We start from the raw sequence: 21,587 nt of genomic DNA, 5'->3' as shown, positions 1-21,587 counted from the left end.
TCAGCCCTCCTTGGTGGCGCTGCTGGTGGCGTCGAGGTCGGGGGTCCGGGACCCGGTGCCCTTGTTTCCGAAGAAGTACTCGACCAGGAACAGCACCAGGCCGACGCCGATGAGCCCGGCGCACCAGACGAGGGAGTAGGGGTCGTCCCAGATGGTGAAGTAGAGGATCGCGAGGTTGCCGACGAGCCCGACGACCAGCAGCGGCGAGCTCGCCCTGAAGAAGGGGTGGTCCTCGTCCTGGCCGCGGAGCTTGAAGCAGGTCACGATCACCAGCGCGTAGATCGCCAGGAGCAGCACGACGGTGACGGTGGCGAGGCGGCCGACGAGGTCGATGCCACCCCCCGCCTCGGTCACGAGCGTGCCGATGACCAGGAGCGAGCCGACGACCAGGCCGCTGAAGATCAGGCCCACCCACGGGCTGCGCCGCGTCGGGTGGATCTTGGCGAAGACACCGGGCACGACGTCCTCGCGGGCCATGCCGTAGAGCACGCGGGGCTGGGTGACGATCGTGACCAGCGTGGTGTTGGTGATCGCGATCAGCGCGATGATCGAGAAGAGCTTGGTCATGAACTCGGTCGAGAACGGCAGGATGCCGGCCTTGACCACTTCGAGGAGCGCGGCATCCGAGTTGGCGAGCACGTCGTTGGGGACGGTGAGGGCCGCGGCCATCGAGACGAGGACGTAGACCAGGCCGGCGACCATCATGCCGCCCACCAGCGAGCGCGGGAACGCCTTGTAGGGGTCGATGGTCTCCTCGGCCACGTTGGCGGTGTTCTCGAAGCCGGTCATGGCGAAGAAGGAGAACGAGATGCCGGCCAGCACCGCGAGCGCGGGGCTGCCGTAGTCCCCGGACGTGTCGATCGCGGTCAGGACCCCGAAGTCGGCGTCACCGCGGCTCACGTGGATGATGCCGATCACCATCACGATGAGCAGACCGGCGACCTCGACGAAGGTCATCAGCATGTTCATCCACACCGACTCGGTGATCCCGATGAAGTTGACGACGACCAGCAGGGCGACGAAGACCAGCGAGACCAGCAGCGCCGGCGGCGCGGACCACAGCGTGTCGAAGTAGGACGCGAAGCCCACCGCGAGCGAGCCCGATGCCGCCATCGACGCGGCCAGGAACGAGACCGTCACCAGGAAGGTCAGCGGCCGGCTGCCGAACGCCTTGTTGACGTAGAGCGACGCGCCTGCGGCCTGGGGGTACTTCGTCACGAGCTCGGCGTACGCCGCTCCCGTGATCGCGGCGACCGTGACACCGAGCGCGAAGGCGATCCAGAACGCGCCGCCGACAGCGGCCGCGACGAGGCCGATGAGGACGTAGATGCCCGACCCCAGCACGTCACCGAGCGTGTAGAAGAAGAGAAGACGACCGGTGATCGAGCGCTTGAGCTCGCTGTCGTCCTCGTCGGGCCGAGGGATGGTGGCGCTGTCTGCCATCCCACGACCCCACCGGTTCCCCGGTCCCTTGTCAATCATCGCCCACCCGGACGGGGGCGACGCCGGCTCAGAGCAGGCGACGGTCTGAGGCCCACTTCGTCAGCTCGTGCCGACTCGAGAGCTGGAGCTTGCGCAGCACCGACGACATGTGGGTCTCCACGGTCTTGACCGAGATGAACAGCTCCTTCGCGACCTCCTTGTACGCGTAGCCGCGGGCGATCAGCCGCATCACCTCCCGCTCGCGCTCGGTGAGCCGGTCGAGGTCCTCGTCGACCGCGGCCACGTCGATCGACCCGGCGAAGGCGTCGAGCACGAAGCCCGCCAGCCGCGGCGAGAACACGGCGTCTCCCCCGGCGACCCGGGTGATCGCGTCGACGAGCTCGGGCCCGGTGATGGTCTTGGTGACGTAGCCGCGGGCGCCTCCGCGGATGGTGCCGATGACGTCCTCCGCGGCGTCGGAGACCGACAGCGCGAGGTAGAGCGTGTCGTGCGACGGCTGGCGGCGCATCACCTCGACGCCTCCCCCGCCGGGCAGGTGCACGTCGAGCAGGACGACCTGCGGCTGCAGCTCGCGCACGACGGAGACGGCGGCGTCGGCGTCCGCCGCCTCGCCGACGACCTCGACCAGGCCGGCACCGCTGGCGGCGAGCTCGGCGCGCACCCCGGCGCGGAACATCGCGTGGTCGTCGACCAGGACCACCCGCACGGGACTCGTCGGATCGGCCTGGTTCATCGGGTCTCCTCGTGGTCGTGCGGCTGGTCGTCGGGGCGTTCGTCGGGCTGGTGGTCAGGCTGTTCGTCAGGCTGGTGCGGGGGCTCGTGCCGGGTTTCGTGCGCGCCGGAGCGGGGCATGTGAAGCCGGACCTCGGTCCCCTCGCCGGGAGCAGAGCGTACGTCCGCGCTGCCGCCGTGACGTGCCATCCGGTCGACGATGCTGTTGCGCACGCCGTGGCGGTCGCCGGCCACGGTCCCGAGGTCGAAGCCGGAGCCGCGGTCGCGGACGAACACGTCGACGGCCCCGTCGGTGGTCTCGGCGTAGACGTCGGCTCGCTGGGTGCCGGCGTGCTTGGCGACGTTGACCACGGCCTCGCGGGCGGCGAGGACGATCGGGCGCAACGCCTCGTCGAGGTCGCAGTCGCCGACGGTGACCACGTCGACGACGACGGGGTGCTGCGACTCGACGTCGGCCGCCATCTCCTTCAGCGCTCCCGCGAGCGTCGTCGCGTCGGTGGTGTCGGCCTCGAACAGCCACTGGCGCAGGTCGCGCTCCTGCGAGCGGGCGAGCCGGGCGACGGTGGTGGCGTCGTGGGCGTTCTTCTGGATGAGCGCGAGGGTCTGCAGCACCGAGTCGTGCAGGTGGGCGGCCATGTCGGCGCGCTCCTGGGTGCGGACCCGCTCGGCACGCTCGGCGCCGAGGTCGTTGACCAGCCTCAGCGCCCACGGGCCGACCACGATGGCCAGACCCAGCAGCCCGAGCAGGCCGGCGACGAGGACCGGCACGGCGAAGGTCGCCTGACCGGCGGCGACGGCGAAGACGATGAGCGCCGTGACGATCAGCCCGAGGCCCGCGGCGATGCGTGCGTAGGCGGCCCAGCCGCCGTTGCCGAAGATCGCCCGGAACGGGTCGATGCGTCCCGAGGAGTCCATCCACCGCTCGCGCTGGGCCTCGTCGGCCTGGCGCCACAGCAGGCCGATGCCCGCGACCCCGAGTACGACGGGCCAGAAGAGGACGCCCTGGCCGAAGATGCCCTCCACGCCGAGGACCACGCCGAAGAACAGCGCGCCCAGCGCGATCGCCGGCCCTGCGTCGCGCAGCCGCGAGCGCCGACCGGGACGCTTGCCGGTGCGAGTCGCGCTCTCCAGCCCCGGAGCGCCGACCTCGAAGTGCTGGTCGGCGGGAAGGAACACCCACAGGCCGGCGTAGAGCATGAGCCCGAAGCCGCCGAGGAACGCGGTGGCCACGAAGAAGCCCCGCACCCACAGCACGGGCAGGCCCAGGTGCCTGGCGAGACCGGCCGCGACGCCGCCGGCGATCGGCGCCGAGATGTCGCGGTAGGCGCGACGGGGCGCGCCCGGGCGGGGCGGGCGGCGGTCGCGCGGCCGGCCGGGTGTGGAGCCGGGCGTGCGGGGGCGTCGGGTGGCTCATCGTGCCTCCATCGTCGCAGGCGCGCACGTGCGCGACCATGAGGACTGACCCCGAGCCGACCCTGACCCGCACCCCGGCGACGACGATGCAGATCAGGGCTGTCCCCGATGGTGCGGGGCAGCGACGACGAGGAGAGTTGAGCCATGGACAACGCCACCCCCTCGAACCCCGCGGACCCGTCCGGGTCGTCCGCGGCAGCGACTCCCACCGAGGCGCACGAGCAGCCCGCCCCGGGCACGCCGCCCCCGTCGGGACCGCGGGTCACCCGCGACGAGATGAAGGACCTCGGCCGCCTGCGCCGCAGCGTCACCGACCGGCACGTGGCCGGCGTCGCCGGTGGCATCGCCCGCCACCTCGACGTGGACCCGATCATCGTCCGGGTCGCGCTGGTGGTGGCGGTCTTCTTCGGCGGGGCCGGCCTGCTGCTCTACGTCGCCGCCTGGATCCTGGTGCCCGAGGAGGGCACCGACGACGAACCGCTCGGCCTCGACCAGCGCAGTCGCACGATCGCCCTCGCCGGCGTCGGCGTGCTCGCCCTCGTCGCGGCGCTCGGCGACTGGGCGGGGGCGTTCTGGTTCCCCTGGCCGCTCGCGATCGGCGCCGCGCTCGTCGTGTGGTTCCTGAACCGCAAGGAGCAGTCGTCGCCCCGCGCCGGCAGTGCCGCGCCGCCGGCGTACGACGGCCAGCTGCCGGTCGACCCCGCTGCCCACGCTCCCGGCTACCCCACGGGGTACGACCCGTCGTACGCGACGGGGTACGAGACGGGGTACGCCCCGGCCTACGACCCCGCCGGGCAGTGGGCGTCGTACGACCGGCCGCGGCGGCCGCGCAACCCGCGCAAGCGCGGACCGATCCTGTTCGGTTTCACGATGGCGCTCATCTGCCTCGGCGTGGGCGCGCTCGCCGTGGTCGACATCGCCGGCGTCGCCGTCGCGGACAGCGCCTACCCCGCCCTCGCGCTCGGCATCACCGCGGTGATGCTCGTCGTCGGGTCCTTCTGGGGTCGCGCCGGCGGGCTGATCCTCCTGGGCCTCGTGGCCGCCCTCGGCACCGCGGCGGCGACGGTCGGCGGCAGCATCGGCGACGAGACCCGCTACTACGCACCGACCGACGCCGCCGAGGTCCGCCAGGCCTACGAGTTCGGCGGGGGCCGCTTCACCCTCGACCTGTCGGAGGTCTCCGACGTCGAGGGTCTCGACGGCCGCGACCTCACGATCGACGGGGTCGGCGGCGTCGTCGAGGTGGTCGTCCCCGACGGGATGGACGTCGACGTCCACACGCAGGTCGTCGGCGGCACCAGCCAGGTCTTCGACGAGCAGGCCGACGGCTTCGACATCGCCCAGGACGGGTTCCTCGACGGCGGCGACGGCGTCCCGGACATGTCCATCACCATCGACCTGGTCGGCGGCGAGATCCTCGTCCGCGAAGCCGCCTGAGGAGACAGCCATGACTGACGACCGCACCGACCCCGACCTCTACGGCTACGACAGCGGCTACGACGGGGGCTACGGAACGACGTACGACGAGCCGATGACGGGCCCGCTCGACGCACCCGACAAGCCGTCCGGCCTCCACCCGGTCAACATCGGCCAGCTCGTGATGGGCGTCGCCTTCGCCGGCATGGTGCTGGTGTGGGCGCTCGTCCAGGGCGACGTCGTGGAGACGTCCGAGCTCCGCTGGCTCATGCCGATCCCGTGGCTCGCGGCCGGCGCCGCCGGGCTCGCGGCGACGGTCTGGCCCTCACGACGGTCGACCTGACCCGACGGGCGTCCCTAGCCCAAGGAGCAGGCCGGCAGCGCGAACCACCGGAGGTCGTCGAAGTCGGCCCCGAGGTGGGCGTCGTCGGACCAGTCCGGGGGCGAGGCAGCAGCCATGATCGCGCGGCCCTCGTCGAGGTGCTCCCGGAGCACCGAGACGGGGGCCGTCTGCGTGTGCGCGGGCCACGTCATCGAGCCGTCGGCGGCGTAGGTGACGTCGGTCAGGCGCAGCGGCGGCTCGACCGGACCGGTGCGGTGGTGCCAGAGCCCGGTGGCCGGGTCGAAGCGGTAGTCGCCGAGGAGGCGCCAGCCGTCACGCGCCACGAGGCGGACGGCCTCCACGACGTAGGTGAAGACCTCCTCGTCGACGAAGTAGTTGAAGTTGACCCGCACCCAGCCCGGCTTGATGCCCTCGCAGCCTCCGCGGATCTGCTCCTCGTAGCGGTGGCTGTGGTCGAGGTCGATGTCGAGCAGCCGGTGGCCGTAGGGACCGGCGCACGAGCAGCCACCGCGGGTCTGGATGCCGAACAGGTCGTTGAGCAGCGCGACGACGAAGTTGTGGTGGAGGTAGGTGCCGTCGGGGGCCTTGACGACGAAGGACACGATCGAGAGGCGCTGGGAGTCGAGGTTGCCGAGGATCTGGATGGTCGGCTCGGCGACCCACGCCTCGACGGCGCGCGCGAGCAGCTCCTCCTCGTGGGCCTGGATCGTCTCGACGCCCACCGCCTGCTTGAGCTGGAAGACCAGCCCCGCGCGGATCGACTCGACGATCGCCGGCGTGCCGCCCTCCTCGCGGTGCGCCGGGTCGTCGAGGTAGCGGTGCTCGGTCGGGTTGACGTACATGACCGTCCCCCCGCCGGGCACGACCGGGACCCGGTTGGCCATCAGCTCGCGGCGGACGACGAGGACGCCCGGGGTGCCGGGACCGCCGATGAACTTGTGCGGGCTGATGAAGATCGCGTCCTTGCGGGAGGTTCCGGGGCCGTACATCTCGATGTCGACGTAGGGCGCGCACGCGGCGAAGTCCCAGAAGCTGAGGGCGCCGTGCTCGTGGAGCAGGTCGGCGACGCCCTCGGTGTCGGTGACGATTCCGGTGACGTTGGAGGCCGCGGAGAACGAGCCGATCCTGAGCGGCCGGTCGGCGTGCCGCTCGAGCTCCTCGCGCAGGTGCTCCAGCGACACCCGGCCGTCGGCGTCCTCGTGGATGGTGACGACGTCGGCGATGGTCTCGCGCCAGCTCACCTCGTTGGAGTGGTGCTCGAAGGGGCCGATGAACACCACGGGGCGCTCGTGGGCCGGGATCGCGTCGCTGAGGTGGTGGCGGTCCTCGAGCACGCAGGGGATGCGGAGGCCGAGGATGCCGATCATCTTGTCGATCGCGGAGGTGCTGCCGGAGCCGCAGAAGACCACCACGGTCTCGTCGTCACCACCGACCGCGTCGCGGATGATCCGCCGCGCGTCCTCGCGGAGCCGGGTGGTCTGCAGTCCCGTGCCGCTCGCCTCGGTGTGGGTGTTGGCGTAGGCGGGGAGCACCTCGTGGCGGATGAAGTCCTCGATGAAGGTCAGGCTGCGACCCGACGCGGTGTAGTCGGCGTAGGTGACGCGGCGGGGACCGTAGGGGCCCTGCATCACCTGGTCGTCCCCGATGACGGACGCGCGGATGCGCTCGAGCAGGGGGGTCGAGGGGGCACCGGCGTACGTCACGTGACGAGCGTACGCCGGTGCGAGGCCGTGGCCCGTCACCCCTCGGCGAGCACCCCGGCGACCACGTCGGGGTTGTCGCTGAAGATCCCGTCGACGCCCGCGTCGAGGAACGCCCTGGTCTCCGCGGCCAGGTCGCCGGGCGCGTTCGGGTCGGTGCCGATCCGGAAGTCGGTGGCCATGAACTGGTTCTCGCGGCGCAGGGTCCACACGTGCACGACGAGGCCCACGTCGTGGGCGTCGGGCACCACCGACGACGGCGCCCCGGTCCGGCCGGCGGCGTCGCGCGGGAGCACCAGGTTCTTCGCCGCGCCCAGGCCGTCGGCGTAGGTCGCGATCGCGGCCAGGCCGGCCGGCGTCACCATGGAGGCGTACGTCGTGCCGGGCAGGTCGGTGGGCCCGCCGGACGCGTCGACCAGCTGGGCCAGCGGCACGTCGACCATCGTGTCGAGCTCGCGCAGGTTGGTGACCTCGAAGGACTGGATGATCACCGGGTCGTCGGCGTGGGCCCACTTGCGCTTCTCCAGCGCGGCGACGAGGGGCTCCTCGAGCGAGAGCCCGATGGAGTCGAAGTAGGTCGGGTGCTTGGTCTCGGGGTAGATGCCGACGCCCTCGCGGCGGGCCAGCTTGATGACCTGGTCGAGGGTCGGGATCCGCTCCTCGCCGTCGTACGCGGTGTTGTCGGGGCGCACCTGCGGGAGCCGTTCCATCGCGCGCAGCGTGCGGAGCTCCCGGTAGGTGAAGTCCTCGGTGAACCAGCCGGTCACGGCGCGGCCGTCGATGACCTTGGTAGTGCGGCGGTCGGCGAACTCGGGGTGGTCGGCGACGTCGGTGGTGCCGCCGATCTCGTTCTCGTGGCGGGCGACGAGCACGCCGTCCTTGGTGGCGACGAGGTCGGGCTCGATGTAGTCGGCCCCCTGCTCGATGGCGAGCTCGTAGGCGGCGAGCGTGTGCTCCGGGCGGTAGCCCGACGCGCCGCGGTGGCCGACGAGCACGGGCTCACCGGCGGAGGGCTCGACGGCGGAGGGCTTCGCGCCGGCGGCGGGTGCCGCGACGGCGGGCACGCTGGTGGCCGCGAGCGGCGCGAGGGAGGTCAGTGCAGTGGCGAGGGCCAGCCCGAGGCCGGCACGTGTCCGAGATGTCATGCCGGAGAGCCAACCGGCGCAGGGCGGCGGACCGCGGTCGAGGCGGTGAACGACCCGTGAACCCTCAGCCGACAGCGATCGCCTCGGGCTCGCGGAGCACGGCCAGCGCGGCCTCGGGGTGGTCGGTGATGACCCCGTCGACCCCGGCAGCGAGCAGCGCGCGCACCTCCCCCGCCATGTCGCCAAGCGCGTCGGGCGCGTCGCCGCGGCGCAGGTTGGTCGGCAGGAAGCGGTTCTCGGCGCGCACGGTCCAGGCGTGGACGGTGAGGCCGCGCCGGTGGGCGTCGCGGACGAGCGTGGACGGCGCGCCGATCGCCCCCGCGGCGTCGCGGGGCAGCACGAGGGAGGTGTGGGCACCGAGGCCGTCGGCGTACTCGTCGATGTCGTCGAGCTCCTCGGGCGTCAGCCGGTGCCCGCGGTCGAGCAGCTGCAGGACCGGCAGCCGGGTCCGGGCGGCGAGGCGGCGCAGGACGGGCGCCTCGAAGGACATCAGGGTCACCCGCGCCCACGGGTGGTCGAGGCCCTGGCGGGCGAGCTCGCGCAGCAGCGGCACGTCCAGTGGCAGGCCCACCGCGTCGTGGTGGACGGCGTGCTTGAGCTCGAGCGCCACCCCCACCGGGCGGCCGCGGCGGAGCGACTCCGCACCGACCATCGCCAGCACCTCGGTGAGCGTCGGCACCCCCTCCACGCCGTCGTACGCCGTGTTGGCGGGCCGGGTGCCGGGCATCCGCTCGCGTGCGGCGAGCGTCTTCAGCTCCGCGACCGTGAGGTCCTGGACGAACCAGCCGTGCTGCTCCACCCCGTCGACGACCAGCGTGCGGCGCAGGTGGGCGAGGTCGGCACGATCGGCCACGTCGGTCGTCGCGCTGAGCTCGAGGTCGTGGCGTGCGACCAGCACCCCGTCGCTGGTGGCGACGAGGTCGAGCTCGATGTCGTCGACGCCCATCCGGATCGCGGTCCGATAGGCCTCCAGGGTGTGCTCGGGACGGTGCCCGCTGGCGCCGCGGTGCGCAACCACGGCGGGGGTGGGGACCAACGACGAGGTCCTCCAGTGCCAACCCGGGGCGGCCTCGCGGGTCACCGTCATGGCACCATGCTGCACGAGCACGGGGACCGCACGGTGGTGACGCGATGACGTCAGGGTGAATGCCGCATGATGACCGCGTGACGCTCCCGAGCTTCCCGTCCCTGACGTCCCTGCCCGCAGCCGAGCACGCCGGACTGGTCGCCGCGCCCGTCGCCGCGGCGCTCGCCGCCTGGCCCGGCGCGGCCGAGGTGGCCGTCGTCGAGATCGACCCCGACCTCGCCGACACCGCCGCGATGAGCGAGGCCTACGACATCCCGATGACGGCGAGCGGCAACTGCGTCGTCGTCGCGGGCGCGCGGGCCGGCGACGAACGGATCGCCGCGTGCGTGGTCCGCGCCGACACCCGCGCCGACGTCAACACGCTCGTGCGCAAGATGCTCGACGTGCGCAAGGCGTCCTTCCTGTCGATGGACCGCGCGGTCGCCGAGACCGGCATGGAGTACGGCGGCATCACCCCGGTGGGGCTGCCCGCGGAGTGGCGCGTGCTGGTCCACGACGCGCTGCTCGACGAGCCCGTCGTCGTGCTCGGCAGCGGCGTTCGACGCTCCAAGCTGCTCGTGCCCGGGCGCGTTCTCGCCGACCTGCCGGGCGCGGAGGTGGTGCCCGACCTGGGCCGGTGACCCTTGCCATCGTGACAGTGCCACTGTCACAGTTGAGGCATGCGTCTCGCCACCTTGCTGATGTACGACGGCAACCCGCGCAAGGCCGCCGACGAGGTGGTCGCGCTGGAGCGGGCGGGGCTCGACAGCGTGTGGGTCGCGGAGGCCTACGGCTTCGACGCGCCCACGCTGATGGGCTACCTGGCCGCCCGGACCGAGACCGTGCAGATCGGCTCCGGCATCCTCAACATCTACTCCCGCACGCCGGGCGCCCTGCTCCAGACCGCGGCCGGGCTCGACAACGTCAGCCAGGGGCGTGCGATCCTCGGCCTCGGCGTCAGCGGGCCGCAGGTCATCGAGGGCTTCCATGGCGTGCCCTACCGCAAGCCGATGGCGCGCACGGCCGAGGTCGTCGACATCATCCGGCGCGGTCTCAAGCGGGAGCCGCTGTCCGCCGACGGCGAGTTCCACCTGCCGCTCGACAAGGAGCACGGCGCGGTCACCGGCCTCGGCAAGCCGATCAAGCTGCTGACGAAGCCCGAGCGCGACACCATCCCGATCTGGATCGCCGCGCTGGGCCCGAAGAACGTCGCGCAGACCGCCGAGATCGCCGACGGCTGGATCCCCCACCTGTTCCACCCCGAGAAGGCGCACGTGGTCTGGGGCGACGCCCTCGCCGCCGGCACCGCCAAGCGGCTCGACGGCCTCGGCCCGCTCCAGGTGATGGCGGGAGGCATGGTCGCGATCGGGGAAGGCCCCGACACCACGTCGCTCCTCGACTTCGCGCGCCCGGTCTTCGCGCTCTACGTCGGCGGGATGGGCGCGAAGGGCAAGAACTTCTACAACGACGTCGCCCGCGCCTACGGCTACGAGAAGGAGGCCGAGGAGATCCAGGACCTCTACCTCGCCGGCAAGAAACGACAGGCCGAGGCCCTCGTCCCGACCGAGTGGCTCGAGGCGGCCAACCTCGTCGGCCCGGCGTCGTACGTGAAGGAACGCATCGCCGCCTTCCGCGAGGCCGGCGTCACCGACCTCAACATCACGCCCGTCTCCGAGGACCCCGCAGCCACCGTCGCGCAGGTGAAGGAATGGGTGTCCTGAGCCTCGGCCACGCGCCGGGCCGCTTCGCCAACCTCCGTCGGATCCGGTCCCTGGACCCGGAGGTCGACCACGACGAGATCCTGCGCCTGACCGCCCGCTTCGAGTTCCCATGGGACTACTCGCAGGGCACCGGCATCGCGTTCATGCGCGACTACGGCATCCCGTCGATCGCCGCCCTCCTCGACCGCACCCGCGAGTTCGAGGACCACGGCACCAAGCGCTACGACGACACCATCCTCATCGGCGACGAGGCCACCCTCGACGGCATCGACTCGCCGCGCTCGCACGCCGCGCTGCGCCGGCTCAACCGCATCCACGGCCACTACGACATCCCCGACCGCGAGCTGGCCTACGTCCTCGCCACGACCATCGTCGGGCCGGTCCGCTGGATCGATGCCTACGGCTGGCGCCGCCTCGACCCGATCGAGCTCGCCGCGATCACCAGGGTGACCACGCGCTTCGGCGAGCTGATGGGGATCAAGGGCCTGCCGACGACGTACGACGGCTACCTGGCGCTGCTCGTCGACCACGAGCGTCGGTACTTCGCCCACACCCCGGCGGCGACGCGGTTGGCGGAGGCATCGATCCGGGTCGCGAAGGAGATCGCCCCTCCCCCGCTCCGCCCACTGATGCGCCGGGTCACCATCGCGGTGATGGACGAGCCGCTGCGCGAGGCCCTCGGTCTGCCGCGCCAGCCGCGCTGGTTAGTCCGCGCGGTGCGTGCAGGCCTGCGGGGGCGCGGCCGGCTGCTGCGGTTCGCTCCCCCGCGCCGGACGGCGTACGTCCACCGCCCGACAACCTACCCCCACGGCCACCGGCTCGAGGACCTCGGCCCGCTGTCCATGCTCGACGAGCTCAACCGGGTACCCGGGGCCGCACCCGGGTACGGGGCACCATGACCGACCGCCCCCAGCTCATCGCCGGTGCGCTGCCCGGTGCCATCCTCGCGGCGGCCGCCGCCGTCACCGGCCTGCTCAGGCGCGACAAGGCCCTGCATCCGGTCGGCCGCCAGGGGACGGGCCGGCTCACCGTGACCGATCCTGCGCCGGCCCTCGGCATCGAGGCGTTGGCCGGGGCCGGCACCCGACAGTGCCGGGCGCGGTGGTCGCGGTCGATGGGCCTCCCACAGCAATGGCCCGACATCGAAGGGCTGGCGCTCCGGCTCGATGGTGCCGGGCCCGACGGCGGTGACGCCGACCTGCTCTTCGCCAGCACCGGTGGGCGGAGGTGGAACCGCTACGTGCTGACCCTGCGGGGACGAGGGCGCTTCGGGCGGCTGACCACGCTCCTGCCCGCCCGGGCCGGCGGCCGCGCGGTGACCTTCCGCCTGAGCCCGGAGTCGGAGCCGCGCGGTGGCCTGCCCCCCGCGACCTACTCGCTCGACCTCGCCCTCGGCACCGGCAGCTGGCAGCCCGTCGGCCGCATCGACATGGCGTGGGTCGAGGCGGACATTGCAGACCGGTTCGACCCGATCACCCACCCCCTTGCGGGGCTCGAGCAGTACGCCTTCGTCACGGCGCTGCGCGAGCCCGCCTACGTCGCGGCGCGGGCAGTGGCCCGCGCTCGTCCCACCACCGGAGGACACCACCATGCCTGACCGCCCCAGCATCCTCGAGCAGGAGCACGAAGACTTCCGCGCCGTCGCACGCGCCTTCTTCGACAAGGAGGTCGCGCCGCACCACGCCGCCTGGGAGGAGGCAGGTGTCGTCGACCGCGAGGTGTGGCGCAAGGCCGGCGAGCGGGGGCTGCTGTGCTTCGACGTCGACGAGGCCTACGGCGGACCGGGCATCAAGGACTTCCGCTACAACATGGTGCTCGCCGAGGAGTCGGCGCGGGCGGGGGCGTCGGGCCCGGGCTTCGCCGTCCACACCGACATCATCGTCCCCTACATCTCCTCGCTGGGCACCGAGGAGCAGAAGCAGCGCTGGCTGCCGGGCTGCGTCTCCGGCGACCTCGTCACCGCCATCGCGATGACCGAGCCGGGTGCGGGCTCCGACCTCCAGGGCATCCGCACCACGGCCGTCGACGCGGGCGACCACTACGTCCTCAACGGCTCCAAGACCTTCATCTCCAACGGCATCCTGTCCGACCTGGTCGTCGTGGTCTGCCGCACCGATCCCGATGCCGGCCACCAGGGCATCTCGCTGCTCGTCGTCGAGCGTGGCATGGAGGGCTTCGAGCGCGGCCGCAACCTCGCCAAGATGGGCCTGCACGCCCAGGACACCGCCGAGCTGTCCTTCACCGACGTACGGGTGCCGAAGGAGAACCTCCTCGGCGCCGAGGGCTCCGGCTTCGTCTCGCTGATGGAGAACCTGCCGCAGGAACGCATCTCGATCGGCTGCATCGCCGTCGCCGCGATCGAGCACGTGCTGGACCTGTGCCTGGCCTACGCCAAGGAGCGCGAGGCCTTCGGCAGGCCGATCGGGAAGTTCCAGCACAACCGCTTCGTGCTCGCCGAGATGGCCACCGAGGCCCACATCGCGCGGGTGTTCATCAACGACTGCGTGCTGCGGCTCAACGCCGGGGAGGTCGACACCGCGCTGGCGTCGATGGCGAAGTGGTGGACCACCGAGCTGCAGAAGCGGGTCGTCGACGCCGGCGTGCAGCTGCACGGCGGCTACGGCTACATGGACGAGTACCCGATCTCCAAGGCCTACACCGACTCGCGCATCCAGACGATCTACGGCGGCACGACCGAGATCCAGAAGGAGATCATCGGGCGGATGCTGGGGCTGTAGATCGTCGGCCGCAGTCGTTAGGTTCGGGGCATGGACCTCTTCGAGATGGACGAGACGCAAACCATGACCCGCGAGGAGGCCGCTGCCCGGCTGCGTGCCCTCGCCGACTCGCTCGCCAAGCACAACTCCGTCGAGTTCACCCGGGAGGGCGGCCGCGTCACGGTGGCCGTGCCCGACGAGGTGCGGCTCAAGGTCGAGGTCGAGCTCGGCGACGACAACGAGGTCGAGATCGAGCTCACCTGGTAGCACGCCGGTAGCTCATCCGGCCGCCAGCACCTCGCGCAGCCGGGCGGCGAACTCGTCCGGCTTGCCCGTCTGGCCGTACTCGCCGCCGAGGAAGCCGTTGTGCCCGCCGGGGAAGACGACCGGCTCGACGCCCAGCTCACGCGCGACGGCGTGACCGGCCCGTCCGGCGATCTCGCCGTCCTCGGGTCCGCCCGACTCCTCCCCCACTCCGATCACCACGCGGGTGGGAGCGGCACGGACGGCCTCGAGGTCGGGGACGCGGGTGCACCCCTCGCCCCGCATGTTGGCCATGAGGCCGTCGTTGCGCGAGCCGTCGTCCTCGGCCGGCAGGCCGAACACCGCCGGGTCCGGGACGGGTTCGTCGCCCGTCCACTCACCGCGGTGCATCACCAGGCTGATGAAGCGCGCCATTCCGGGGCCGATGCCGGCAGTGTCGTACGCCGCCACCAGCTCGTCGCACGCCCTGCCGATGGCAGCGCCGTCGGGCAGGAGCGGGGCCATCGGGGGCTCGTGGGCCACCAGGATGCGTACGTCGTCGGGGTGCGCCGCGACGAGGAAGAGCGCGTTGACCGCGGCACCGGACGAGGCGAACAGGTCCACCGGGCCGACGCCGGGCGCCTGGACGAGGGCGTGCAGGTCCTCGGCGTGCTGCTCGGGCGTGACTGCTGCGGTGTCGTCCTCGCGCGTGCTCCGGCCCACGTTGCGCGGGTCGGTCAGCACGAGCACGCGGCCGTCGAGCCTCGACGCGAGGCTGCCGAAGCCGGTGCTGTCCATCGGCGAGCCCGCCAGCACGAGTGGCGGGGACTCGGGCGTGGCGTCGGCGAGGTCGCCGACGACGTCGAAGGACAGGAGGGCGCCGGGAACCGCGACGGTGCCGGGCGTGCGGGGTGCATCGGTCATGGCGCCATCATCGAACCGGTCGCGGATCGTCCGCAACGCCTCCTAGCCTCGCGTCCATGACCGACTTCACCGAGCAGGACCTCAGCGGCTCGACGTTCCGCCGGGTCGACCTCTCCGACGCTCAGCTGCACGACGTCGACCTGAGCCGCGTGCGTGTGCGCGCGGCGTACCTCGACGGGGTGCGGATGACCGGCGTCGAGGCGCCGGACCTCGAGATCCACGGCGAGCTGGGCCGGCTGGTCGTCAACGGCGTCGACGTGGTCCCCCTCGTCGAGGCGGAGCTCGACCGGAGGATGCCCGAGCGCTCCCTGATGCGTCCCACCGACGCCGACGGATTCCGCGCAGCCTTCGTCACCCTCGACCGACTGTGGACCGGGACCGTCGACCGGGCTCGGGGGCTGCCGCCCGCGTTGTTGCACGAGCGGGTCGACGGCGAGTGGTCCTTCGTCGAGACGCTGCGCCACCTCGGGTTCGCGCACGCCTGCTGGGTCGGCGGTGTCGTGCTCGCCGACCCGACGCCGTGGCACCCGCTCGACCTGCCGTGGGACGAGGCACCGGCCTTCGACGGCGTGCCGTGGGACCGCGACGTACGCCCCTCCCTGGACGAGGTGCTCGTCGTGCGGGCGCAGCGCCGGGCCACGGTGGCCGAGGTGCTCGCGAACCTCACCGACGACGGGCTCGGGCGGCCCGTCACCTCGGCGACCGCGTTCCTCCGCGACGCCGAGTCCCTCACCGTCGCCGACTGCCTGCGGGTGGTGCTCAACGAGGAGTGGGAGCACCGGCTGTACGCCGAGCGCGACCTCGCGGTGCTGGCCTCGCGGTGACTGGCTGCCGCACACTGGGCCTGTGAGCGACACCGAGACCCTGGGCGTGCGCCTGGCCCGCGCCATCGCCGCGAAGGACGAGGCGGGCCTGCGCGCCGTGCTGGCCGACGACGTCGACTTCCGCGGACTGACGCCCGGCCGGACGTGGGAGGGCACCGGGCCCGACGCGGTCGTGGAGACGGTGTTCGGGTCGTGGTTCGAGCCGGCTGACGAGATCGAGCGGGTCGTGGACGTCTACGAGCGCGACGACGTCGCCGACACCTCGCATGTCAGCTACCGCTTCGACCTCGCCACGCCGGGCGGTTCCTACGTCGCCGAGCAGCAGGCCTACTACCGGGGGACGGACGTCATCGAGCACCTCCGCGTGATGTGCTCCGGCTTCCGACCGAGGTGACGCACCGCTCCTCGTGCCGGGCGCGCGGCCGCTCATAGGCGGTGCGCGACGGGGGTACTCCTGCCCCGTGACGACCCTTGCCCCCCGATCCACCCGGTCCGCGCGGGTGCACGAGGCCGCCGAGCGCTGGTTCGGGCACCGAGAGCTCCTGCCCGGGCAGGAGGAGGCCGTGCAGGCGCTCCTCGACGGACGAGACGTGCTGCTCGTCGCCCCCACCGGAGCGGGCAAGTCCTTGGCCTACCAGCTCGCCGGGATGCTGCTCGACGGCTGTACGGTCGTCGTCTCCCCTCTCCTGGCGCTCCAGCAGGACCAGGTGGCCTCACTGGAGCAGGCCGGCCTCACCGCTGCGCGGCTGAGCTCCGCGGAGTCGGCCGAGGAGCGCGACCGGATCCTGGCCGCCGCGCGCGACGGCGACCTGCGCTTCCTCCTCCTCTCCCCCGAGCAGCTGGCCAACCCCGACGTCCTGGCGGAGGTCGCGGCCCTCGAGCCGACCCTCGTCGCCGTCGACGAGGCGCACTGCGTGTCGTCGTGGGGCCACGACTTCCGTCCCGACTACCTCCGGCTCGGCGAGCTGGTCGAGCAGCTCGGCTCGCCCCGGGTCATCGCGATGACCGCGACCGCCGCGCTGCCCACCCAGCAGGACATCGCGGACCGGCTCGCCCTCCGCGACGCCCTGATCGTGCTCACCGGCTTCGAGCGCGACAACATCGCCCTCACCGTGGAGCGGTTCTCCGACGCCGACGAGCAGCACGACCGGGTGCTGGCGATCGTCGACGAGCTGTCCCACGACCGCGGCAGCGGTGTCGTCTACTGCCGCACCCGCAAGGGCGCGGAGTCCGTGGCCGAGGCACTCCTCCAGCGAGGACATGACGCCGCCGCCTACCACGCGGGCCTCTCGCAGCGGCGACGCGACGAGGTGCACGCGTCCTTCATGAGGGGCGAGCTCCCCTTGGTCGCTGCGACATCGGCCTTCGGGATGGGCGTCGACAAGCCCGACATCAGGTTCGTCGTCCACGCCGACGTCCCCGAGTCGCCCGACACCTACTGGCAGGAGGTCGGGCGGGCCGGTCGCGACCGGGCCACGGCGACGGCGGTGCTGGCCTACCGGGCCGAGGACCTCGCGCTGGGACGCTTCTTCACCACCGCGGTGCCCAGGCGCGGTGACGTACGCGCTGTGCTCCGTGCGATGGAGGCGACGGGCAGCGACGACCCCCGCGAGCTGGGTGAGCACCTCGACTTCGGGCCTCGGAAGGCCGGTCGTCTCGTCAACTTGGTGCGGCTCGCGCGCGAGACCGCGGGGCTGCCCGACGACGCCGGCCTCGCGACCGTGGTCGACGCCGTCGTGGAGAGGGCCGAGGCGCAGCGCAAGCTGGAGGGGTCGCGGGTGGAGATGATGCGGGCCTACGCCGAGACCGAGCGGTGCCGCAGCGCCTTCATGCTCGGGTACTTCGGCGCCGAGGTCCGCGACCGGTGCGGGATCTGCGACAACTGCGCGGCCGGCCTCGCGCCCGACGAGACCACCGATCCCGGCGTGCCGTACGCCGTCCAGAGCACCGTTCGACACGCGGAGTTCGGCGTCGGCACGGTCACCGACGTCGAGGAGGACCGCATCACGGTGCTGTTCGAGGACGAGGGCTACCGCACCCTGGCGCTGGACCTGGTCGAGGAGCGGGGACTGCTCGAGGTCACGTGAGCCGTGCCGCCAGCGCCCGCCCCAGGCGTACGCCGGACAGCCAGGCGGTCTCGACCTTCGGCGCTGCGCCCCACCCGTCGCCGCACACCCCGACCGGGCGGTCGCCCTCGACGAGGGCGTAGGGCTCCTCGCGTCGACCTGTCGGGCGGGCGAAGGTCCAGCGGTGGACGTGGACGTCCTCGGGCTCGCCGACGTCGAGCAGTCGCCGGACTGCCTGCACCGCGGCGGGCGCTGCCCCGGCCGGGTCGTCGAGGTGGCGTGCGGCCAGCTCGGGCGTGGTGTGGGCGACCAGCACGGGTGCGTCGTCGCCGCGGCGCCGGCCGTCGTCGGCGATCCAGCCGACGTCGGGGTCGCCGTTGACGAAGGCGCCGTCGAACCGGCCTGTCGGGCTCACCGGGTCCCACGTGCGGGCGGACCACCGCGCGGCGACGGCGAGGACCGGCTCCCACTCCCGGTCGAGGACGTCCGCGACGGGGTGGTGGTCGCCCACCAGCCGCCGGGCCTGGGGGTCGGGCATGGCGAGCACCACCGCGTCTGCCTCGAGCTCGTCCAGTGCCCCGACCTCGCGGCGCTCGACGCCCAGGCCGGCGGCCAGGTCCTCGACCAGCGACCGCAGGCCGTGGGGCGCGCCCCATCGCACGGGGCCGGGCTTGCTGTCCGCCTCCCCGTCGCCCAGGGCGGTGAACGTGTCGGTCCACTCGTGGGCGAGGCCGCGGGCAGCCCAGTCGTCGACGACGGCAGCAAACCCGGGATCGCTCACGGTGAGGTAGGACGCGCCCAGGTCGACCCGGCGCTCCCACAGGGTGCGGGCAGCCATCCGGCCGCCGGGCACGTGACCCCGGTCGACGACCATGGTGTCGACACCCGCCGCGCGGAGCTCACGGGCGCACGCCACGCCCGCGAGGCCCGCACCGACGACGACCACCCGTCGCCCGCTCACAGCAGGGACTCCGCCGCACGCTGGCCGCTGACGAGCGCGCCCTGGATCGAGCCGGTGTCGCGGTGGTCGCCGCAGACGACGAGGTCGCCGTGACGCACCGGACGGGCCACGGTGAACGGCGTCGGCTGCGCCGGGAGGGCGTGCGGCACCTCGTGGCGGGCGACGACCTCCCACCCGGCCGCGTCGACACCGAGCAGGTCGCCTGCGTGGCGCCGCATGGCGTCGGCGTCGTGGCCGTCCCGCAGCAGGGCCGAGCCCTGGACGAGGTGCCGTCCCGGTGGGGCGTACGACGGTGCGGCGCGCGAGACGACGGCGGCGTTGACCAGCGGCCCGGCGGCCGTCCGCCGCGCGTCGACGTGGAGCAGGTCGGTGTCGGGCGCCGTGGGGGCCGACCACCACACGGTGACGACGCCCTTGGTCGCCGGCACGGGCACACCGGTCAGCTCGGCCGCCTCCGGCGCACCGGTGGCGACGACGACGTGGTCGGCGGTCCACGTGCCGTCGTCGGTCTCGACCGACGTACCGCTGACGCGACGCACCGGGCTCCCGAGCCGCACCCGGTCACCGAGCCTCCCCGCGAGCTGCGCGGGGAGGGCCTGCATGCCGTCCCTCGGCAGGGCCGGTACCCCGCGGACGAACATCCAGGTGAGCAGCAGGGCGAAGCGGTCGGCGGTGCTGCCGTCGTCCTCGAGCAGCACGCCGGCGAAGAAGCGGTCGACGACGCGTCGCAGCAGCCCGTCCACGCCGGCCCCGTCCAGCGCCGTACGCCGGTCGACGTCGGCGCGTGCCTCGAGCACGTCGACCAGCTCGCGCCCGGGACGCGGTCTCAGCAGCGGGGCCGCCCAGCGCGCGAGGGCGGTGACCTCCCGCGGTCGCCGTGCCGCGGTGCGGAGCGACGCGGGGACCAGCGCCGGGTTGCGGAGCGGGTGCCCCAGCAGGTCCAGGCCCGTCTCGGTGCGTGCCGCGACGCCGGCGCCGAACGGCTGCAGGCCGAGGGCGTCGACGTCGACCCAGCGGCGTACGGCCGGGTAGGCGGGGTTGAGCAGCTGGAAGCCGCGATCGACGAGGAACCCGTCGACCCGGTCGGTGCGGATGCGCCCGCCAACCCCGTCGGAGGCCTCGAGGACCACCACGTCCCGTCCAGCGTCGGTCAGCACCTGGGCGCACCGCAGGCCGGCCAGCCCGGCGCCCACGACCACCACGTCGGCTCTCATGCGGTGACCCTAGGTGAGGCCGCCAACGCGCGCCGCCCATCCGTCCCGATGGAGTCGGGACTGCCGTCCCGTGCGCATCGTCTCTCGAGCTCGCATCCTGAGGACATGAGCACGTACGACGTCTCGGACACGCGGAGACCGCGGCGGGGCGGAACGCGCCTGCTCGTGGCGCTGCTGCTGGCAGCCCTCCTCAGCGGTTGCAGTGATGGGACGCGGGCGCCGAGTGCCGGTTCGTCCAGTCCTCCAACTTCTCCTCGGTCGACTGCTTCGGACTCGTCGAGCGACAGCCCGCCCAGGCCGATGTCTCCGCACCGGCTCGACAAGCTGAACGGTTTCCTCGAGAAGGTCGAGGTCGTCGACCGGGTCAGTCCGGGGTTCGAGCTGCGGGACGTGGACTACACGTCGCCCACCGACGCCGTCGCCCACTTCCTCGACGCCCGAATCGCGCGCGTCGACCTGGGATCGATCATTGCGACCACCGATGACAACTGGGCCCACTCCGCGCGCATCCGCATCAGCTGGGACCTCGCCGACCTCGTCGACTACCTGCCGCTCGGCAAGGGCGCGGTCGCCATCAAGGCTCAGGACCAGTTCCCCCGCCGCTCCTATCCGCCCTTCGTCCTCTACCCGGACGGCCAGACCAAGCCGTTGCGGGTCGCTGCGCCCCGGACGCTGGAGACCGATCACGAGGTCCTCGGGGCGGGCGTCGACAGCCTGTTCGGCTTGATGACCGAACTACCTGCTGGACTGTGGGCTGCGGACGTCGACGCCGCGGAGATCTTCCCGACCACCGCGCCACTGTCCCCCTCCGGCTACGTGCGCCAGCACCTTCCCGGCCGGGGCGACACACTGATGAACGTTCTTGACCACCGCCGCGTCGGCGGCGGGGTGTGGCGCTTCGAGACCTCCACAAACGCGGGGCGATCGTGGGAACGGACCGACGTGCGCCTGCCCCTCGGGCGCAAGCGGACCGCCGACGCCGTCACACACGCTGTCGGCCCCGGTCGCCGGCAGGCCCTCGCGATGTCGCACGCGTGGGAGGACCTACCGCTGTACATGTGGGAGCTGTGGTGGACCGACGACGAGGAGGACTTCCGTCGGGTCCGGCTGCCCTGGGACCGACTTCGCTTCGGCGGCATGGCATTCGCGTCGGACGGCGCGCTGCTGCTCGCCGAGGTGGAGGGCTCAGACCACTACTGCGACCAGCTCACCTGCAACCGCCCCGGCCGCGTCTGGCGACTTGCCTCCGGCGACTCGACGCCGGAGCTGCTGCCGAAGGCTCCGAAGCTGTTCGGACCCTTCTGGGCGGTGGGCATCCGCTTCTCGGGCGGACTGATCGTGGCGCGCACCGGGATGCGGACGATCGCGATCTCGAAGGACGGCCGCACCTGGTCGCAGGTCACGCCCGGTCGTCGGGACGTCACACAACGCTAGTTCCTCTGTGCGAACACACTTGCGAATAGTGTCTACCACAATTAGACTGTCCGTGAACTCCTGGATGGGAGTGTGCTACGAGGGCCTCGGCCCAGTTGGCGTCCTGGTGACGACCCGTTGACCTGCCGCGATTGCGCGCGGCGTGGAACCGTCGTCGAAGGAGACCGCCCGTGACACCTCACCCGATCATCGCCGCGGCCTGCGACGTCCGCGCGTCGCTCAAAG

General features: G+C 72.6%; 21 protein-coding genes. 12 read left to right on the top strand and 9 right to left on the bottom strand.

What is annotated here, in order from left to right; translation table 11 throughout:
• From ACNKF0_RS04830 to ACNKF0_RS04820, 3 genes are all read right to left on the bottom strand, one after another.
• Entirely contained in the window at positions 1-1,443 is a 1,443-nt protein-coding gene (locus tag ACNKF0_RS04830; RefSeq protein ID WP_416956237.1) for an APC family permease, read from the bottom strand.
• Between the two features lie 67 nt (positions 1,444-1,510).
• Positions 1,511-2,176 carry a LuxR C-terminal-related transcriptional regulator gene (locus tag ACNKF0_RS04825; protein WP_299922410.1) on the bottom strand — a complete coding sequence of 222 codons (666 nt, stop codon included), beginning with the start codon at positions 2,174-2,176 and terminating at the stop codon, positions 1,511-1,513.
• The gene (locus ACNKF0_RS04820) at positions 2,173-3,477 is read right to left on the bottom strand and encodes a PspC domain-containing protein (protein ID WP_416958422.1); all 1,305 of its coding nucleotides are present in this window, start codon (positions 3,475-3,477) and stop codon (positions 2,173-2,175) included. Before ACNKF0_RS04820 ends, ACNKF0_RS04825 begins: the two co-directional genes overlap by 4 nt.
• A gap of 255 nt (positions 3,478-3,732) precedes the next feature.
• Here ACNKF0_RS04820 and ACNKF0_RS04815 point away from each other — a divergent pair, with 255 nt between their 5' ends.
• Positions 3,733-5,025 (top strand): PspC domain-containing protein, encoded by a 1,293-nt coding sequence (locus ACNKF0_RS04815; RefSeq protein ID WP_416956235.1) that lies wholly within the window; start codon positions 3,733-3,735, stop codon positions 5,023-5,025.
• Between the two features lie 10 nt (positions 5,026-5,035).
• Positions 5,036-5,347 (top strand): hypothetical protein, encoded by a 312-nt coding sequence (locus ACNKF0_RS04810; RefSeq protein WP_416956233.1) that lies wholly within the window; start codon positions 5,036-5,038, stop codon positions 5,345-5,347.
• Positions 5,348-5,361: 14 nt separating this feature from the next.
• On the opposite strand, the gene ACNKF0_RS04805 is transcribed toward ACNKF0_RS04810, so the two are convergent.
• From ACNKF0_RS04805 to ACNKF0_RS04795, 3 genes are all read right to left on the bottom strand, one after another.
• Positions 5,362-7,050 carry an aminotransferase class V-fold PLP-dependent enzyme gene (locus tag ACNKF0_RS04805; protein ID WP_416956231.1) on the bottom strand — a complete coding sequence of 563 codons (1,689 nt, stop codon included), beginning with the start codon at positions 7,048-7,050 and terminating at the stop codon, positions 5,362-5,364.
• 35 nt (positions 7,051-7,085) lie between these two features.
• A complete protein-coding gene (locus ACNKF0_RS04800) occupies positions 7,086-8,192 on the bottom strand; it encodes a glycerophosphodiester phosphodiesterase (RefSeq protein ID WP_416956228.1) in 1,107 nt (368 codons plus the stop codon).
• A 64-nt stretch (positions 8,193-8,256) separates the two neighbouring features.
• Entirely contained in the window at positions 8,257-9,279 is a 1,023-nt protein-coding gene (locus tag ACNKF0_RS04795; RefSeq protein WP_416956225.1) for a glycerophosphodiester phosphodiesterase family protein, read from the bottom strand.
• Between the two features lie 77 nt (positions 9,280-9,356).
• On the opposite strand from ACNKF0_RS04795, the gene ACNKF0_RS04790 reads away from it, so the two are divergent.
• From ACNKF0_RS04790 to ACNKF0_RS04765, 6 genes are read left to right on the top strand one after another with little or no spacing between them, the layout of a single operon-like run.
• On the top strand, positions 9,357-9,899 hold the full coding sequence (locus tag ACNKF0_RS04790) for a YbaK/EbsC family protein (RefSeq protein ID WP_416956222.1): 543 nt from the start codon (positions 9,357-9,359) through the stop codon (positions 9,897-9,899).
• Between the two features lie 39 nt (positions 9,900-9,938).
• Entirely contained in the window at positions 9,939-10,979 is a 1,041-nt protein-coding gene (locus ACNKF0_RS04785; protein WP_416956220.1) for an LLM class F420-dependent oxidoreductase, read from the top strand.
• Positions 10,967-11,878: an oxygenase MpaB family protein gene (locus ACNKF0_RS04780; RefSeq protein WP_416956218.1), complete on the top strand. Its 912-nt coding sequence runs from the start codon at positions 10,967-10,969 to the stop codon at positions 11,876-11,878. The genes ACNKF0_RS04785 and ACNKF0_RS04780 overlap by 13 nt, the downstream gene beginning before the upstream one ends.
• Positions 11,875-12,576 carry a hypothetical protein gene (locus tag ACNKF0_RS04775; protein WP_416956215.1) on the top strand — a complete coding sequence of 234 codons (702 nt, stop codon included), beginning with the start codon at positions 11,875-11,877 and terminating at the stop codon, positions 12,574-12,576. The genes ACNKF0_RS04780 and ACNKF0_RS04775 overlap by 4 nt, the downstream gene beginning before the upstream one ends.
• Positions 12,569-13,717 carry an acyl-CoA dehydrogenase family protein gene (locus ACNKF0_RS04770; protein WP_416956213.1) on the top strand — a complete coding sequence of 383 codons (1,149 nt, stop codon included), beginning with the start codon at positions 12,569-12,571 and terminating at the stop codon, positions 13,715-13,717. The genes ACNKF0_RS04775 and ACNKF0_RS04770 overlap by 8 nt, the downstream gene beginning before the upstream one ends.
• Positions 13,718-13,747: 30 nt before the next feature.
• Complete coding sequence (locus tag ACNKF0_RS04765; RefSeq protein WP_416956211.1) at positions 13,748-13,963, top strand: amphi-Trp domain-containing protein; 216 nt, start codon at positions 13,748-13,750, stop codon at positions 13,961-13,963.
• 12 nt (positions 13,964-13,975) lie between these two features.
• Here the strand turns inward: ACNKF0_RS04765 and ACNKF0_RS04760 are convergent, their stop codons facing one another.
• Entirely contained in the window at positions 13,976-14,863 is an 888-nt protein-coding gene (locus ACNKF0_RS04760) for an alpha/beta fold hydrolase (protein WP_416956209.1), read from the bottom strand.
• A 56-nt stretch (positions 14,864-14,919) separates the two neighbouring features.
• Here ACNKF0_RS04760 and ACNKF0_RS04755 point away from each other — a divergent pair, with 56 nt between their 5' ends.
• The 3 genes from ACNKF0_RS04755 to ACNKF0_RS04745 all read left to right on the top strand — a co-directional run bounded on the left by ACNKF0_RS04755 (position 14,920) and on the right by ACNKF0_RS04745 (position 17,774).
• Complete coding sequence (locus ACNKF0_RS04755) at positions 14,920-15,687, top strand: DinB family protein (protein ID WP_416956207.1); 768 nt, start codon at positions 14,920-14,922, stop codon at positions 15,685-15,687.
• 22 nt (positions 15,688-15,709) lie between these two features.
• Positions 15,710-16,081 carry a hypothetical protein gene (locus ACNKF0_RS04750; protein WP_416956205.1) on the top strand — a complete coding sequence of 124 codons (372 nt, stop codon included), beginning with the start codon at positions 15,710-15,712 and terminating at the stop codon, positions 16,079-16,081.
• A gap of 67 nt (positions 16,082-16,148) precedes the next feature.
• Positions 16,149-17,774 (top strand): RecQ family ATP-dependent DNA helicase, encoded by a 1,626-nt coding sequence (locus ACNKF0_RS04745; protein WP_416956202.1) that lies wholly within the window; start codon positions 16,149-16,151, stop codon positions 17,772-17,774.
• On the opposite strand, the gene ACNKF0_RS04740 is transcribed toward ACNKF0_RS04745, so the two are convergent.
• Together ACNKF0_RS04740 and ACNKF0_RS04735 are read right to left on the bottom strand one after the other, a co-directional pair.
• Positions 17,767-18,714, bottom strand: coding sequence for an NAD(P)/FAD-dependent oxidoreductase (locus tag ACNKF0_RS04740; RefSeq protein WP_416956200.1), 948 nt, complete (start codon positions 18,712-18,714; stop codon positions 17,767-17,769). The genes ACNKF0_RS04745 and ACNKF0_RS04740 overlap by 8 nt on opposite strands.
• The gene (locus tag ACNKF0_RS04735; RefSeq protein ID WP_416956198.1) at positions 18,711-19,928 is read right to left on the bottom strand and encodes an NAD(P)/FAD-dependent oxidoreductase; all 1,218 of its coding nucleotides are present in this window, start codon (positions 19,926-19,928) and stop codon (positions 18,711-18,713) included. Before ACNKF0_RS04735 ends, ACNKF0_RS04740 begins: the two co-directional genes overlap by 4 nt.
• A gap of 105 nt (positions 19,929-20,033) precedes the next feature.
• Here ACNKF0_RS04735 and ACNKF0_RS04730 point away from each other — a divergent pair, with 105 nt between their 5' ends.
• Positions 20,034-21,362, top strand: coding sequence for a hypothetical protein (locus ACNKF0_RS04730; protein ID WP_416956196.1), 1,329 nt, complete (start codon positions 20,034-20,036; stop codon positions 21,360-21,362).
• The last annotated feature ends 225 nt before the right edge of the window (positions 21,363-21,587 follow it).

The sequence above is a fragment of the Nocardioides sp. T5 genome (assembly GCF_048161455.1).
GTDB lineage: Bacteria > Actinomycetota > Actinomycetes > Propionibacteriales > Nocardioidaceae > Nocardioides.
Note: the sequence above shows the minus strand (reverse complement) of the source record. Positions and strands in the feature narration are given on the sequence as shown.

Excerpts from the sequence above, each read along its gene's own strand:
- ACNKF0_RS04800 (WP_416956228.1), bottom strand. The coding sequence starts at position 8,192 with ATGACATCTCGGACACGTGCCGGCCTCGGGCTGGCCCTCGCCACTGCA.
- ACNKF0_RS04755 (WP_416956207.1), top strand. The coding sequence starts at position 14,920 with ATGACCGACTTCACCGAGCAGGACCTCAGCGGCTCGACGTTCCGCCGG.
- ACNKF0_RS04830 (WP_416956237.1), bottom strand. The coding sequence starts at position 1,443 with ATGGCAGACAGCGCCACCATCCCTCGGCCCGACGAGGACGACAGCGAG.
- ACNKF0_RS04775 (WP_416956215.1), top strand. The coding sequence starts at position 11,875 with ATGACCGACCGCCCCCAGCTCATCGCCGGTGCGCTGCCCGGTGCCATC.
- ACNKF0_RS04825 (WP_299922410.1), bottom strand. The coding sequence starts at position 2,176 with ATGAACCAGGCCGATCCGACGAGTCCCGTGCGGGTGGTCCTGGTCGAC.
- ACNKF0_RS04780 (WP_416956218.1), top strand. The coding sequence starts at position 10,967 with ATGGGTGTCCTGAGCCTCGGCCACGCGCCGGGCCGCTTCGCCAACCTC.
- ACNKF0_RS04770 (WP_416956213.1), top strand. The coding sequence starts at position 12,569 with ATGCCTGACCGCCCCAGCATCCTCGAGCAGGAGCACGAAGACTTCCGC.
- ACNKF0_RS04810 (WP_416956233.1), top strand. The coding sequence starts at position 5,036 with ATGACTGACGACCGCACCGACCCCGACCTCTACGGCTACGACAGCGGC.
- ACNKF0_RS04735 (WP_416956198.1), bottom strand. The coding sequence starts at position 19,928 with ATGAGAGCCGACGTGGTGGTCGTGGGCGCCGGGCTGGCCGGCCTGCGG.
- ACNKF0_RS04730 (WP_416956196.1), top strand. The coding sequence starts at position 20,034 with ATGAGCACGTACGACGTCTCGGACACGCGGAGACCGCGGCGGGGCGGA.
- ACNKF0_RS04760 (WP_416956209.1), bottom strand. The coding sequence starts at position 14,863 with ATGACCGATGCACCCCGCACGCCCGGCACCGTCGCGGTTCCCGGCGCC.
- ACNKF0_RS04765 (WP_416956211.1), top strand. The coding sequence starts at position 13,748 with ATGGACCTCTTCGAGATGGACGAGACGCAAACCATGACCCGCGAGGAG.
- ACNKF0_RS04815 (WP_416956235.1), top strand. The coding sequence starts at position 3,733 with ATGGACAACGCCACCCCCTCGAACCCCGCGGACCCGTCCGGGTCGTCC.
- ACNKF0_RS04785 (WP_416956220.1), top strand. The coding sequence starts at position 9,939 with ATGCGTCTCGCCACCTTGCTGATGTACGACGGCAACCCGCGCAAGGCC.
- ACNKF0_RS04795 (WP_416956225.1), bottom strand. The coding sequence starts at position 9,279 with ATGACGGTGACCCGCGAGGCCGCCCCGGGTTGGCACTGGAGGACCTCG.